General features: G+C 68.3%; 14 protein-coding genes. 9 read left to right on the top strand and 5 right to left on the bottom strand.

All coding sequences use genetic code 11. The features are described 5' to 3' along the window. Positions 1-29 precede the first annotated feature (29 nt). On the bottom strand, positions 30-239 hold the full coding sequence (locus tag CY658_RS01245; protein WP_099794875.1) for a hypothetical protein: 210 nt from the start codon (positions 237-239) through the stop codon (positions 30-32). A gap of 256 nt (positions 240-495) precedes the next feature. Between CY658_RS01245 and CY658_RS01240 the strand changes: the two genes are divergently transcribed. Next, positions 496-1,185, top strand: coding sequence for a hypothetical protein (locus CY658_RS01240; RefSeq protein WP_257884614.1), 690 nt, complete (start codon positions 496-498; stop codon positions 1,183-1,185). A 12-nt stretch (positions 1,186-1,197) separates the two neighbouring features. Here the strand turns inward: CY658_RS01240 and CY658_RS01235 are convergent, their stop codons facing one another. Further along, positions 1,198-2,217: an AEC family transporter gene (locus tag CY658_RS01235; RefSeq protein WP_101488504.1), complete on the bottom strand. Its 1,020-nt coding sequence runs from the start codon at positions 2,215-2,217 to the stop codon at positions 1,198-1,200. 150 nt (positions 2,218-2,367) lie between these two features. Here CY658_RS01235 and CY658_RS01230 point away from each other — a divergent pair, with 150 nt between their 5' ends. From CY658_RS01230 to CY658_RS01205, 6 genes are all read left to right on the top strand, one after another. After that, positions 2,368-4,464, top strand: a complete 2,097-nt coding sequence (locus tag CY658_RS01230) for an ATP-dependent helicase (protein WP_101488503.1) — start codon at positions 2,368-2,370, stop codon at positions 4,462-4,464. Continuing rightward, positions 4,461-4,919, top strand: a complete 459-nt coding sequence (locus tag CY658_RS01225; RefSeq protein ID WP_257884613.1) for a hypothetical protein — start codon at positions 4,461-4,463, stop codon at positions 4,917-4,919. The genes CY658_RS01230 and CY658_RS01225 overlap by 4 nt, the downstream gene beginning before the upstream one ends. Then, the gene (locus CY658_RS01220; protein WP_101488502.1) at positions 4,916-6,097 is read left to right on the top strand and encodes a phospholipase A; all 1,182 of its coding nucleotides are present in this window, start codon (positions 4,916-4,918) and stop codon (positions 6,095-6,097) included. Before CY658_RS01225 ends, CY658_RS01220 begins: the two co-directional genes overlap by 4 nt. Positions 6,098-6,123: 26 nt before the next feature. Beyond that, positions 6,124-6,981 (top strand): ammonia-dependent NAD(+) synthetase, encoded by an 858-nt coding sequence (nadE, locus tag CY658_RS01215; RefSeq protein WP_101488501.1) that lies wholly within the window; start codon positions 6,124-6,126, stop codon positions 6,979-6,981. Positions 6,982-7,146: 165 nt separating this feature from the next. Continuing rightward, positions 7,147-7,863, top strand: a complete 717-nt coding sequence (locus CY658_RS01210) for a response regulator transcription factor (RefSeq protein WP_101488500.1) — start codon at positions 7,147-7,149, stop codon at positions 7,861-7,863. After that, a complete protein-coding gene (locus CY658_RS01205; protein ID WP_143713519.1) occupies positions 7,848-8,474 on the top strand; it encodes a winged helix-turn-helix domain-containing protein in 627 nt (208 codons plus the stop codon). The genes CY658_RS01210 and CY658_RS01205 overlap by 16 nt, the downstream gene beginning before the upstream one ends. Before the next feature lie 152 nt (positions 8,475-8,626). Here the strand turns inward: CY658_RS01205 and CY658_RS01200 are convergent, their stop codons facing one another. Then, on the bottom strand, positions 8,627-8,875 hold the full coding sequence (locus CY658_RS01200; protein WP_143713518.1) for a hypothetical protein: 249 nt from the start codon (positions 8,873-8,875) through the stop codon (positions 8,627-8,629). 220 nt (positions 8,876-9,095) lie between these two features. Between CY658_RS01200 and CY658_RS01195 the strand changes: the two genes are divergently transcribed. After that, positions 9,096-11,351 carry a hypothetical protein gene (locus tag CY658_RS01195; RefSeq protein WP_101488497.1) on the top strand — a complete coding sequence of 752 codons (2,256 nt, stop codon included), beginning with the start codon at positions 9,096-9,098 and terminating at the stop codon, positions 11,349-11,351. Positions 11,352-11,362: 11 nt separating this feature from the next. After that, positions 11,363-11,797: a DUF1810 domain-containing protein gene (locus CY658_RS01190; RefSeq protein WP_101488496.1), complete on the top strand. Its 435-nt coding sequence runs from the start codon at positions 11,363-11,365 to the stop codon at positions 11,795-11,797. Between the two features lie 4 nt (positions 11,798-11,801). On the opposite strand, the gene CY658_RS01185 is transcribed toward CY658_RS01190, so the two are convergent. Together CY658_RS01185 and CY658_RS01180 are read right to left on the bottom strand one after the other, a co-directional pair. Next, positions 11,802-12,128: a hypothetical protein gene (locus tag CY658_RS01185; protein WP_257884612.1), complete on the bottom strand. Its 327-nt coding sequence runs from the start codon at positions 12,126-12,128 to the stop codon at positions 11,802-11,804. 16 nt (positions 12,129-12,144) lie between these two features. Next, the gene (locus CY658_RS01180) at positions 12,145-12,636 is read right to left on the bottom strand and encodes a ferritin-like domain-containing protein (protein ID WP_101488495.1); all 492 of its coding nucleotides are present in this window, start codon (positions 12,634-12,636) and stop codon (positions 12,145-12,147) included. Positions 12,637-12,882 lie beyond the last annotated feature (246 nt).

Raw genomic sequence — 12,882 nt, 5'->3', positions numbered from 1 at the left:
CTAGATGCGGCCCGAACGCCGTATCGCCGTCAGTGGTACCCGGTGGGCTCCTTGCCCATGTCGACGTAGCGCAGCTCGTTGTGCCGTCGCCGCGCAATGCTGTTCGGCCAGGCGAACACGACGAGGCTCAGCGCAGCGAGCGCGAGCGCGGCGGCCGTGCCGAGCGTGCCGGCATGCCAGAACCAGCCCACCGCAGCGAGCCAGGCCAACCACATCAGGATGCGAACCAGTATTGCCATCGCGCGCCCCACTTGGATCTCACACTTGCACCATTCACACCTTGGACTCGGAACCACTGTAGCAGTGCAAGTGCATACGCAAGCATTCATCTGAAGAGATAACGCACGGTATGCCTTTAGACATGCCCTGGGATTACCCCGAAATAATCTGCAAAAAGAGTTGACGGTACCCCGCGCCTTGCACAAGCTGTGCCTGTGCGGTTCCACTGCTGGGTCCGCGTGATTTCGTGCCCGCTCGCTTGATGCAAAGGTCGCCGTGAAATCGTCGTCTCTTCTGGCTGGGGTCGTTGTTGCTGTCGCCGTGTCGCTCTCGTGCCTTGCTGTTGCAGGGTCCGCGGGCGCGGCGGAGCTCGAACTGCAGGGTCGGCAGCTGGTGGTGTCGGGCACGCTCGACGGCAGCAAGGTCAAGGCCTTCACCGAGCACCTGAGCAGCGGCACGGTGCGCACCGTGGTCTTCGAAGATTCGTTCGGCGGCACCGCCGAAGCCGCCGGCGCGTATGCCGACGCGATCCGCGAGAGCGGCGTACAGACCGAGGTGCGCGGCCACTGCATGGCGGCCTGCGCCTACGCCTTCCTGGCCGGCAAGACGCACCGCTTCGGACACGGCCTGCAGGTCAACGGCATCCTGGTGCCGGTGGCGACCCGCCCCACGGCGGCCGAGCTGGCGGTGCGCTGGCGCGGCGAGGAAGCCCGCAAGACACTGGCCGACTTCACGCCCGCCCCTGCCAACGCCGACGCGGCGCGCCCGATCGAAACCAACGCCACCGCGCCCGCCCCCAAGGACAACTGGCAGCCCGACCACGGCGTGCTCTTCACGGCCAGCCCGACGCTGTTTGGCCGCATCTACAACACCTACTACTGCGACGGCACGCAGGGCCGCGACTTTTCGAAGTGCGAGCGGCTGTCGGATGCCGACCCGTACAAGCTCGGCGTCTTGACCGAGTAGCGCCCGCTCAGGTCAGCGCAGCGCGCCGACCGCCACCGGAAATGTGAAGAACGCCGCCACCGTCGTCCACAGGATGATGCGGGCGATGCGGCCGTTGTCGGCGCCGAAGCGCTCGGCCAGCATCGACACGTTGCTCGCGCTCGGCAGCGCCGCGACCAGCACGATCACCGCGAGTGCCGACGGCGCCAGCGGCAGCCCCAGCGCGATGGCACCGCGCCCCAGCGCCCAGACCGCCAGCGGATGCAGCACCAGCTTCACGAGCACCACGGGCAGCACGTCGGCCAGCGGGGCCTTGGGCGCGGGCCCGGCGCCGGTGCCCATCGCCGCCGCCACCATGGCGCTGGCGCCGTGCTCGCGCGCCAGCAGCGCCGAGCGCGCGAGCACGGCACCGATGGTGAAGAGCGCCACCGGCGAGGCCGCGTCGGCCAGCATGGCGATGGTGCGTTCGACCGGCCCGGGCAGCTGCCAGCGCAGCGCCGACAGCAGCACGCCCAGCAGGATCGACCACGGCATCGGGTTCACGAGGATGCCGCGCAGCGCCTTGCGCGCAGCCAGCGTGGCGCCCTGGCGGCCCGCACTGCCGGCGCCGTCGAGCCGCGACAGCGCGATGCACAGCGACGAGGTCACGACCAGGTCGAACGCGATGGTGATGATGATCGGCCCGGCCGCCTGTGCGCCCAGCAACGCCACCAGCAGCGGCACGCCCATGAAGCCGGTGTTCGGAAAGGCCGCCACCAGCGCGCCGAAGGCCGCGTCGTTCCAGCCGATGCGCGCATTGCGCGTGAACAGCACCACGCCCGCCACCACGGCCAGCGCGCAGATGCCCCAAATCAGTGCCACGCTGCCGTCCAGCAGCTGCGCGATGGGCGTGCCGGCGCCGAAGCGCAGCAGCATGCAGGGCAGTGCGAAATACAGCACGAAGGTGTTGAGCCCCGGGATCGCCTCCAGCGGCAGGATGCGGGTGCGGGCGGCGGCATAGCCGGCCGCAATCAGGGCGAAGAAAGGAAAAGTAACAAGGAAAACAGGCAGCACGCCGGCATTGTCGTCCTCCTTCGCCGCGCGATGCCCGCTGACACAGGCGGTCGGAGCCGGGCCCGTATCATTGCCCGCTTTGCGACGGCCGCGCCATGCGGCCCCTTCCCGCTTTTCGGCTCTTCGGCTTTCCCGGTTCCCCCTCCCCCCATGTCCCACGGTCTCAATCTCGCCCAGCAAGAAGCGGTCAATTACATGCACGGTCCCTGTCTGGTGCTCGCAGGCGCGGGCTCGGGCAAGACGCGCGTGATCACGCACAAGATCGGCCGGCTGATCCAGTCGGGCCTGAAGCCCGAGCGCATCGCGGCCATCACCTTCACGAACAAGGCGGCCGCCGAAATGCGCGAACGCGCCAAGGACCTGATCGGGCGCGACGCGCGCAAGGTGGTGGTGTGCACCTTCCACGCGCTGGGCGTGCGCATGATGCGCGAAGACGGCCACGTGCTGGGCCTGAAGAAGGCCTTCAGCATCCTGGACAGCGACGACGTCACCAAGATATTGAAAGACTGCGGCGGCACCGTCGATGTCGCCACCGCCCGCATCTGGCAGTGGACGATCAGCAAGTGGAAGAACATGGGCCTGAACGCCACGCAGGCCGCGGCCGCCGCGGTGGACGACAACGAGCGCATCACGGCCGAGATCATGGGCCAGTACGAAGAGCGGCTGCAGGCCTACCAGAGCGTGGACTTCGACGACCTCATCGGCATGCCGCTGAAGCTGCTGTACGAGTTCCCCGAGGTGCGCGCGAAGTGGCAGGCGGCGCTGGGCCACATCCTCGTCGACGAATACCAGGACACCAACGCCACGCAGTACGACGTGCTCAAGGCACTGGCCGGCGAGCGCGGCCAGTTCACGGCGGTGGGCGACGACGACCAGTCGATCTACGGCTGGCGCGGCGCCACGCTCGACAACCTGAAGAAGCTGCCGGTCGACTACCCGACGCTCAAGGTCATCAAGCTGGAGCAGAACTACCGCTCCACCAGCGCCATTCTTCGCGCGGCCAACAACGTGATCGGCCCCAACCCCAAGCTGTTTCCGAAGACGCTGTTCTCGGAGCTCGGCGAAGGCGAGCCGGTGCGCATCGTCGATGCCGACACCGAGCTGCACGAGGCCGAGCGCACGGTGGCGCGCATCATCAGCCTGCGCGCGGGCGATGTGGTTTCGCAGGGCAAGCAGTACAAGGAGTTCCGCGACTTCGCGATCCTGTACCGCGCCAACCACCAGGCCCGCATCTTCGAGCAGGCACTGCGCAAGGCACAGATTCCGTACAAGGTGTCGGGCGGCCAGAGCTTCTTCGACCGCGCCGAAATCAAGGACCTGTGCGGCTGGTTTCGCCTGTGGGTCAACAACGACGACGACCCGGCGTTCCTGCGCGCCATCACCACGCCCAAGCGCGGCATCGGCCACACGACGCTGGCCAGCCTGGGCAGCTTCGCGAGCCAGTACAAGCTGAGCCTGTTCGCGGCGCTGTTCAGCCCCTCGCTGCCGAGCGTGATCCCCAAGCGCACGCTCGACGGCGTGCACGAGTTCGGCCGCTACATCAACGACCTGGAATACCGCGCGCGCCGCACCATGGGCGCCGAAGCCTCGCGGGCCTTCATGCTCGAGTGGCTCAAGGAGATCGACTACGAGCGCCATCTCTACGACGGCGAAGACAGCGAGGCTGCGGCCGCCACGCGCTGGACCAACGTGCTGGAGTTCGTCGACTGGATGTCGCAACGCGCCGGCGGTTCGCTCGACGACGCCTCGGGCGCCGACGACACGAACCCGAACGAGCACAAGAGCCTGCTCGAGGTGGCGCAGACCATCTCGCTGCTGTCGACCATCAGCGAGCGCGAGCAAGACCAGAACGTGGTCACGCTCTCCACGCTGCATGCGTCCAAGGGCCTCGAATGGCCGCACGTGATGCTCATCGGCGTGACCGAGGGCCTGCTGCCCTTCAAGCTCGACGACGACAACGGCCGCCAGAAGGTGGTGAGCGACGAGACCACGCAGCGCCTGCAGGAAGAGCGCCGCCTGATGTACGTGGGCATCACCCGCGCGCAGCGCAGCCTGGCCGTGAGCTGGACCAAGAAGCGCAAGCAAGGCCGCGACATGGTGCCCTGCATGCCGAGCCGTTTCATCGCCGAGATGGGCCTGGACAAGGCCACGACCAAGGAAGACCCGCGCGAGAAACTGAAGGCGCTGCGCGCCGAGTTCGCACGCAAGGCGCTGGACAGCGCGGCCAAGGCCGCCGCCACGCCATGAAGACGATGGCGACGATCGCGGCCGCGCTGTTCGCCGCCGCCCTGGCCGCTGGTTGTGCCGCGCCCCACGACCCCAACTGCCCCGCCGATGCACGCGAGCTGCCGCTGCAGGCGCTGTACGGCCAGTGGGACGCCCGCTTCGACGACCTGCCCGGCGCCGCCGTCGTGCAACTGGGCAAGCACCCCGAATACGCCGGCGTGCGCGGCACCATCACGCGCCGCGCCGACACCTCAACCAAGACGACCGTCGCGCAGCTCGCGGGCGACGTCGACGACGAAGGCGCGCTGTCCATCGACGAATCGCTGGACGGCCGCGCCATCAGCGGCGTGTGGTCGGGCACGCTGCAACCCGGCGCCTGCGGCCGCGAATTCCGCGGCACGTGGCGCGACGCCGCGACCGAGCGCACGCACCCGTTCGTGCTGCGCAAGACCGTCGCACAGGAAGGAAAGCCATGAAGACGACACGACGACACCCTGCTTCACTCTTTACTCTGCGCACCGTTGCGGCCGTCGCCGCATGCCTCGGTGCCGCATCTGCCGCGCAAGCACAGGCCGTCGACAAGCCCGCCAGTCCGCTGGCCGATGCACAACTCACCTGGCAGCAGTGCGCCGCGCTCGGCGCGAACAACGAAGCGCGCCTGGCCTGCTACGACCGCTGGTCGCAGCAGCAGACGCTGCCCTCGGTGTCGGTGCCCGTCGCGCCGCCGGTGCTCGCGAGCACGCAGCCGCCGGTGGACGGCACGATTCCGGCCACGCGCGTGGTGTCGGTCGCCACCACCGAAGGCTGCCGCGACCGCCAGTACTCGACGCTGTCGCGCTTCTGGGAACTCGAGAACGCCACCGACTGCGGCACCTTCGGCTTCCGCGGCTACCGTCCGCTCACGGTGTCCGCCTCGGCCGCCACCGACAAGCCCCAGCCGCCCACCTCGCCGTCGGCCGGCCACACGGCCGAGCCCGTGGCCTACCAGGCGAACGAAATGCGCATCGGCCTGTCGGTGCGTACCAAGCTCGCACAGGGCATGCTCACGCAGAACGACCCAGTCAAGAAAGACTCGCTGTGGTTCGCGTACTCGCAGCTGTCGACGTGGCAGCTGTTCAACGGCGACATCTCGCGGCCCTTCCGCACCACCGACCACGAACCCGAGCTGATGTATGTCTACCCGACCGACTTCAAGCTGCCCGGCGGCTGGCGCTGGCGCTATGCGGGCGTGGGCATCGTGCACCAGTCGAACGGCCAGAGCCTGCCGCTGTCGCGCAGCTGGAACCGCGTGTACCTGATGGGCGGCGCCGAGCTCGACGACCGCTTCACCATCACGGGCCGCGTCTGGCAGCGCATGTCGGAAAGCGCCGCGAAGGACGACAACCCCGACATCTCCGACTACATCGGCCGCGCCGAAGTCACGGGCCGCTGGAACCTCAACCGCGACAACCAGCTGGGCATCACGGTGCGCAACAACCTGCGCGACAGCGGCCGCGGCTCGGTGCGCCTCGAATGGCTGAAGGCCATCGGCGACCCGACCAAGAGCAACCTGCGCTTCCACACGCAGCTGTTCCACGGCTACGGCGACACGCTGGTGGACTACAACCGCAAGCGCACCGTGCTGAGCATCGGCCTCAGCCTGGTGGACTTCTGATCTTCCTCACATCCAGAGCCCCACAGATGAGTGCAGACCTTTCCCCCGTCGATGCCACGCAGCGCGAGATCATCGCGGCCCTGCAGGTGGCGCCCGCCTTCGATGCCGCCACCGAACTCGCGCGGCGCACCGATTTTCTCGCCGACTACCTGCGCAGCACCGGGCTGAAGACACTGGTGCTGGGCATCAGCGGCGGCGTCGATTCGCTGACCGCCGGCTGCCTCGCGCAGCGCGCGGTCGAGAAGCTGCGCGCCGAAGGCCGCGATGCCACCTTCATCGCGATGCGCCTGCCCTACGGCGTGCAGCGCGACGAGGCCGAGGCGCAGGCAGGGCTGGCGGTGATCCGCCCCGACCGGCTGCTGACGGTGGACATCCGCCCCGCCGCCGATGCGATGCTGGCCGCACTGCGCGCCGGCGATCTGGTCTTTCGCGACGCGGCGCACGAAGACTTCGTGCTCGGCAACATCAAGGCACGCCAGCGCATGATTGCGCAGTTCGCAGTGGCCGGCGCGCACGACGGCCTCGTGATCGGCACCGACCACGCGGCCGAGGCGCTCATGGGTTTCTTCACCAAGTTCGGCGACGGCGCGGCCGACGTGACGCCGCTCACCGGCCTCAACAAGCGCCGCGTGCGCGCGGTGGCGGCGCTGCTCGGCGCACCCGATGCGCTGGTCTACAAGGTGCCGACCGCCGACCTCGAGTCGCTGGTGCCGGGCAAGCCCGACGAAGACGCCTTCGGCGTGAGCTACGAGCAGATCGACGACTTCCTCGAAGGCAAGCCGGTGTCGGCGGCGGCGCGCGCGGTGATTGTGTCGACGCACCGCAAGAGCGCCCACAAGCGGGCGCTGCCGGTCGAGCCGCCAGCGCCCGGCGCGGCGCGCTGACGCAGCGCGAAACCGCCATTGCCCATGCATATGTGAATGGGCAATGGAATTAAGTCTCGAAAAGCGAGCTGCGGACGACCTATGTGACCATTTAGTATCAATTGGTGTGCATACGTCTGTAAAAATTCTGAATGACCGGCGCAACGCCCGGCCGTTTGGAATCCCATGCTTGATGTAGTGAAACCCGAAATCCTCGTGGTCGATGACGATCCCGAGGTCTGCGAAACGCTGGTCGACCTGCTCGAGTCATCGGGCTTTCGTGCGCAGGCCGTGCCGGACGGCCTGGCCATGGCGGCGCGCCTGGACCAGCGCGCCTTCTCGCTCGTGATCATCGATCTGCGCCTGAAGAAGGAAGACGGCATCGAGCTCGCGCGCCAGCTGCGCACGCATTCGCGCATTCCGATCATCATCCTCACCGGCCAGGGCACGGCGGCCGATCGTGTGCTGGGCCTCGAAACCGCTGTCGACGACTTCGTCGCCAAGCCCTTCGACAACCGCGAACTCATCGCGCGCATCCGCGCCCTGCTGCGCCGCTCGGCCGGCACCGGCATGCCGCGCTCGCTGCGCGCCGACCGCCTGAGCCACGAACGTTATTTGTTCGGCGACTGGACCCTCAACATCACCGCCCGCGAGCTGTTGCACAGCGACGGCTCGCCCTGCGACCTGACCCATGGCGAGTTCGCCTTGCTCGAGGTCTTCGTGCTGCATGCGAACCGCGTCATCGACCGCGAGCAGCTGCTGCTCAAGACACGCAGCGCCCAGTCGGACGCCGTGAGCCGCACGATCGACGTGCTGGTGTCGCGGCTGCGCCGCAAGATCGAAGACGACCCGGACACCGACCCATCACGTTCAGCAGCATCGGTGAGTTGCTGTCCACCCTGAGTCGTGGCACCCGCTTCGACCTGCTGCTGGCAGCTCCAGATGCGATGGGCAGCGAAAGCCTTCTCACCGTGTGCTGGGTGTTGGGCATGCCGGCCCTTCCCATCACCGCGCAGGGCGAACCGGATGTGGTCGCATTGCCTTCCTACTTCGAGGACATGCCCCTGCCGAGCGGTGGCATCAGCTTCGACCTGCGCCGGGTCTCGAACGAAGCGCTGGTGCAGCACATGCACACGCTCTACATGGAACAAGACACCGGCACGGTCGCTCGCCAGAGTGCACCGGACCGCTGGACCTGGGGCGAATACCGCTTCGTCGACGGCAACAACACCGTGCTGCACCGCGACCGCGAGATCTCGCTGCAGCCGCGGCAGTTCTCCTTCGCGCTCGAGCTGTTCCGCAACCTCGGCAATGTGCTGACGCGCTCGTGGCTCATGAGCTCGGTGTGGAAGCTGCCGCCCGAGCGTCCCGTCACGCGCTCGCTCGACGCCTGCGCCACGAACGTCCGTCGCAAGCTGTCGCTGCAACGCGAAAACGGCTTCGTGCTGCGCGCGGTCTACGGGCAGGGCTATCAACTGGTGCCGATCAGCTCGCCTGCGCCGTACCGGATGTGACATCGGGGTGCGATGGCACCCTCACTCACCTGGAAAAAGCGACCTCTTCGGACGGTCGCTTTTCTTTTTTGTGGCGCCGCATTTCGCTCCCACACCCCACAGTCCGCCGTGGGCCCGATGCCCCGCGAAGACGGTCGCAAGACGCGCGAGGCTCAGGGCCGTGGCGGTTGGCCCGAGCCCTGCCGCATGCGCCACTCCCCGACGAAGTAGTCGGCGCGAAACTTCAACCGTTCGATGAGGGCTTCGCGGTTCGGCTGCTGCGCAATGACCAGCACGCACCGCGGGTCGTTTCCCTCGCGAAGCTCCGCCTTTCCCGAGTAAGCCCCTTCCGGGGATTGCTGGAGTTCGAGCCAGCAGCTCCACCCTTCGGGCAAATCGAGATCGATGTGTGTGGCGTCCATGGCGATCGAGGATAAGTCGCCATGAAACATCCGCCCCCAAATAACCATGCATTGACCCTTCTGCACGTGGGTCGAGCGCGATGTCGGCCTAGGACGACATCGCCGTGCGTCGTCTGTCCTCAAGGCTTGCCCGCCACGCGATCTAGGCTGATGCCCGTGCGATGAAGGCGCGCTTTGCTTTGCCTGCATCCCCGCCCACCATCAGAAGGGATTCAGTCCGTTGACGACCGCCACCGCCCCCGTTCCCTCCGGCACGCCCGGCCACTCCACACCGACTCGCTCGCCGCACCGCTGGCAGTTTCTTCGCGCGGGCGGCGTGGACCAGGTGGTGTTCCGCAACGGCGAGGACATCGCGCGCATCGCCGAACTCGATCAGAAACTCTGGGTCGCACTCGCCTGCCCCACGCGCGGCATCGACTTCGATGCGCGCACGCTTGACCTCATCGACTCCGACAGCGACGGCCGCGTGCGTCCGCCCGAGGTCATCGCGGCCTGCCAATGGGCGTGCGAACGGCTGCGCAGCGCCGACGTGCTGCTCGCAGGCGGCGGCACGCTCTCGCTGGACGATCTCGACCCCACGCGCGCACCGGGCGCCGACCTCGCGAAGGAAGGCCGGCGCATCCTCGACCTGCTCGGAAAACAAGACACGCACACGCTGACGCTCGCCGACATCGCCGACCGCGGCGAGTGGCTCGCGGCCATGCGCTTCAACGGCGACGGCGTGGTCACACCCGACACCGCGGACGACGACGACACGCTGCGCGCGGTCATCGAGGAAGCGATCCGCACCCACGGCAGCACACCTGATCGCCACGAGAGCAAGCCCGGCCTCGATCGCGCACGCGCCGAGGCCTTCATGGCCGACGCGCTGGCAATGCGCGACTGGTATGCGCAGGGCGACGAAGAGGCGCTGCTGCCGCTGGGCGCGCGCACGCTGGCTGCGGCCGAGGCCCTGCGCGCGGTCGCACCCAAGGTCGACGACTTCTTCGCGCGCTGCCGCGTGGCCGCCTACGACGTGCAGGCCGTGGCAGCGCTCAACCCGTCGCCCGAGGCTTACGACGCGCTCGCCGGTCACACGCTCGATGCGAGCGCGCAACCGATCGCCGAGCTGCCGCTGGCGCCCGTGACCCCGCGTCGCGCATTGCCGCTGCACGGCGCGAGCCTCAACCCCGCCTGGGCCGATGCGATGGCCACGCTCGCGCGCGACACCGTGGGGCCGTTGATCGGCGAACGCGACACGCTGGAGGAGGCACAGTGGCAATCGCTGCGCCACCAGCTCGCACCTTGCGAGGCATGGATCGCCGCGCGGCCCGACAACGCACTCGCCGGCCTGCCGCGCGAGCGCATTGACGCCCTGCTCGCTGCGCGCGAGGCGCTGCTCGCACTCATCGCCGAAGACGAGGCGGCCGAGCACCACAACCGCCTGCTGACCGACCTCGAGAAGCTGCTGCGGCTGCAGCGCGACCTGCGCGTGCTGCTGCACAACTTCGTGTCGTTCAAGGCCTTCTACCGGCGCGAGGGCGCGATCTTCCAGGCCGGCACCCTCTACCTCGACGGTCGCAGCTGCGAGCTCACGGTGCAGGTGCAGGACACCGCGCGCCACGCGACGCTGGCCGGCCTGGCGAAGACCTGCCTTGCGTACTGCGACTGCACGCGACAGGGAGAGAAGATGAGCATCGTTGCGGCCTTCACCGCGGGCGATGTCGACTTCCTCTTCGTCGGGCGCAACGGCGTGTTCTACGACCGCCAGGGCCGCGACTGGGACGCCACCATCACGAAGCTCATCGAGAACCCCACCAGCGTCGCGCAGGCCTTCTTCGCGCCGTACAAGAAGTTCGTGCGGCTGATCGAGGAACAGGTGGCGAAGCGCGCAGCAGCCAGCGAGGCCGGCTCGCAAGCCGCGCTGCAAACACTGGCCGGCAAAGTCGCCACGGCGGACGCACCGGTCGACGCCAGCGCGTCGGCGAAGACGCCGGCCAAGCCGGGGCCGATCCTGCCCACCAGCAGCCGCATCGACGTGGGCACTGTCGCGGCCATCGGCGTGGCGCTCGGCAGCATCAGCGCCGTGCTGGTCGGCATCTTCGGCAAGTTCGTCGACCTCGGGCAGTGGATTCCGGTGGCGCTCGTCGGCATCGTGATCGCGATCTCGGGGCCGAGCATGCTGATCGCGTGGCTCAAGCTGCGCCAGCGCAGCCTGGGCCCGATCCTCGATGCGAGCGGATGGGCCATCAACGGCCGCATGAAGGTCAACGTGCGCCTGGGCGGCATGCTGTCGCAGACGGCGCGCGTGCCACCGGGCGCCAAGCGCATCGCGCCCGATCCGTACCGCCAGCGGCACGGCCTTGCGGGCGCGCTGGCCGTCACCTGCGTGGTCGGTGCGGTGCTGCTGCTGGCGTGGCGCATGGACTGGCTCGACCATCGCTTGCCACCTCGGCTGCAGCATGATCCGGCGACAGCAACGGCGCCAGGCGCCTGAAGGTCATCCACATGCCGACGGCCATCGACTGGGATCTGGAACGCTTCGTGACGGCGCAGGAGCCCGTGTACGCACAGGTCTGCGCGGAACTCGCGACGGGACGCAAGCGCACGCACTGGATGTGGTTCGTCTTTCCGCAGCTGAAGGCACTGGGCCGCAGCGCGACCGCACAGTTCTTCGGCCTCGACGGTGCCGCCGAGGCGACGGCGTACTGGCAACACCCCGTGCTGGGCGAGCGGCTGCGTCACTGCACGGAGTTGCTGCTCCAACGGCCCGGCACCGATGCACACGCTATCTTCGGCTCGCCGGACACCATGAAGCTGCGCTCCTGCATGACGTTGTTCGAGATCGTGGCGCCTGACGCGCCGGTGTTCGGCGACGTGCTGGTGCGGTACTTCAACGGCATGCGGGACGACGCGACGGTCGCGCTTGTCTCACCTGCGTGATCGGTCAGAACCGGCCTTGTCCATCGCCCGTGCGGTCATGCGCCCAGCGAATGGCTTGCTGCTCGGCATGGCGCAGCGCCTCGGCTTCGCTGCCGTACGCGACGTTGTCCGTGTCGGGCGGCAAGCGGTGCTCGGGGCCTTCGACGTCGCCGCCCCCATGGGCGCGGCAGAAGACCACCGGCCGGAAGGTCTGTGCGTCCACTTGCTGCGCGGCGCACGAGAACCACCAGCCGAGGTAGCTGAACGTGAGAAGGCGCTCGCCGACGCCGTCCGCGGCTTCGATCGCGGACGGCGCACTGGGCATGGCGGGCGCGGGGCTGTCACCGGTCATGGTGAAAGGCCGGTGCTCATCCCTTGGCGCTGCGGAACTGGTCACGCAGCCCCTTGATCTGGTCGTGGTTGGCCTGGGCGCCGTCGGCCTGGCGCTGCACCAGCATGCGCACCTCGGCCGGCAGGTCGGCCTTGAGGGCCTTGCGGTAGCGCGCGACCGCCGCGTCCTCGCCGCGCTCGCACTCTTCGAGCATCGACAGCGGGCTGTTCGCGCCGACCGTGCCCTTCACATGCACCCAGCCGCGGTGCATCGCACCGCTGACCGTGCCGCCGTCGTCGGGTTTGCCTCCGAGCTGGCGGATGAGCGCGACGAGTTCGGACGCCGCGCTGGCGCATTGCGAGGCGCGACTCTCGAACACCGGCTTCAGTTGCGCCGAGTCGACTTCCTTCGCGCAGGCGCGAAAGCCGTACTCGCCGTCGCGCGCGTTTTCCAGAAGGTCGTTCAGGACGTCGATCACCTGATCGTTCGACACCACGTCCGCGGTGGTTGCCTGGGTATCGTTGGCCATGGGTGGTTGCTCCTTTGAAGGCCGGTCGCCGAAGCGAGGGCCGGGTTGAGAAAGACTGCAATGAAGCTTCATGGTCGACACGGTGCGGCGCGCCTCCTGTCGTCTCGGCCCGATGACGCGTGTAAGCCTTGTCCGAGGCGCGACCGCGCGCCGCTTTCCACCGACAGCGTCAGGGGAATTGCGATGCCATGCGAGGCGGGCATCGGCTGACGCGGCTGCGCGTGCCATCGCGGCAGCATCGCCCCG

The sequence above is a fragment of the Variovorax sp. RO1 genome (genome assembly GCF_002849325.1).
Classification (GTDB): domain Bacteria; phylum Pseudomonadota; class Gammaproteobacteria; order Burkholderiales; family Burkholderiaceae_C; genus Variovorax.
This window is presented reverse-complemented; position numbering and strand designations above follow the sequence as displayed.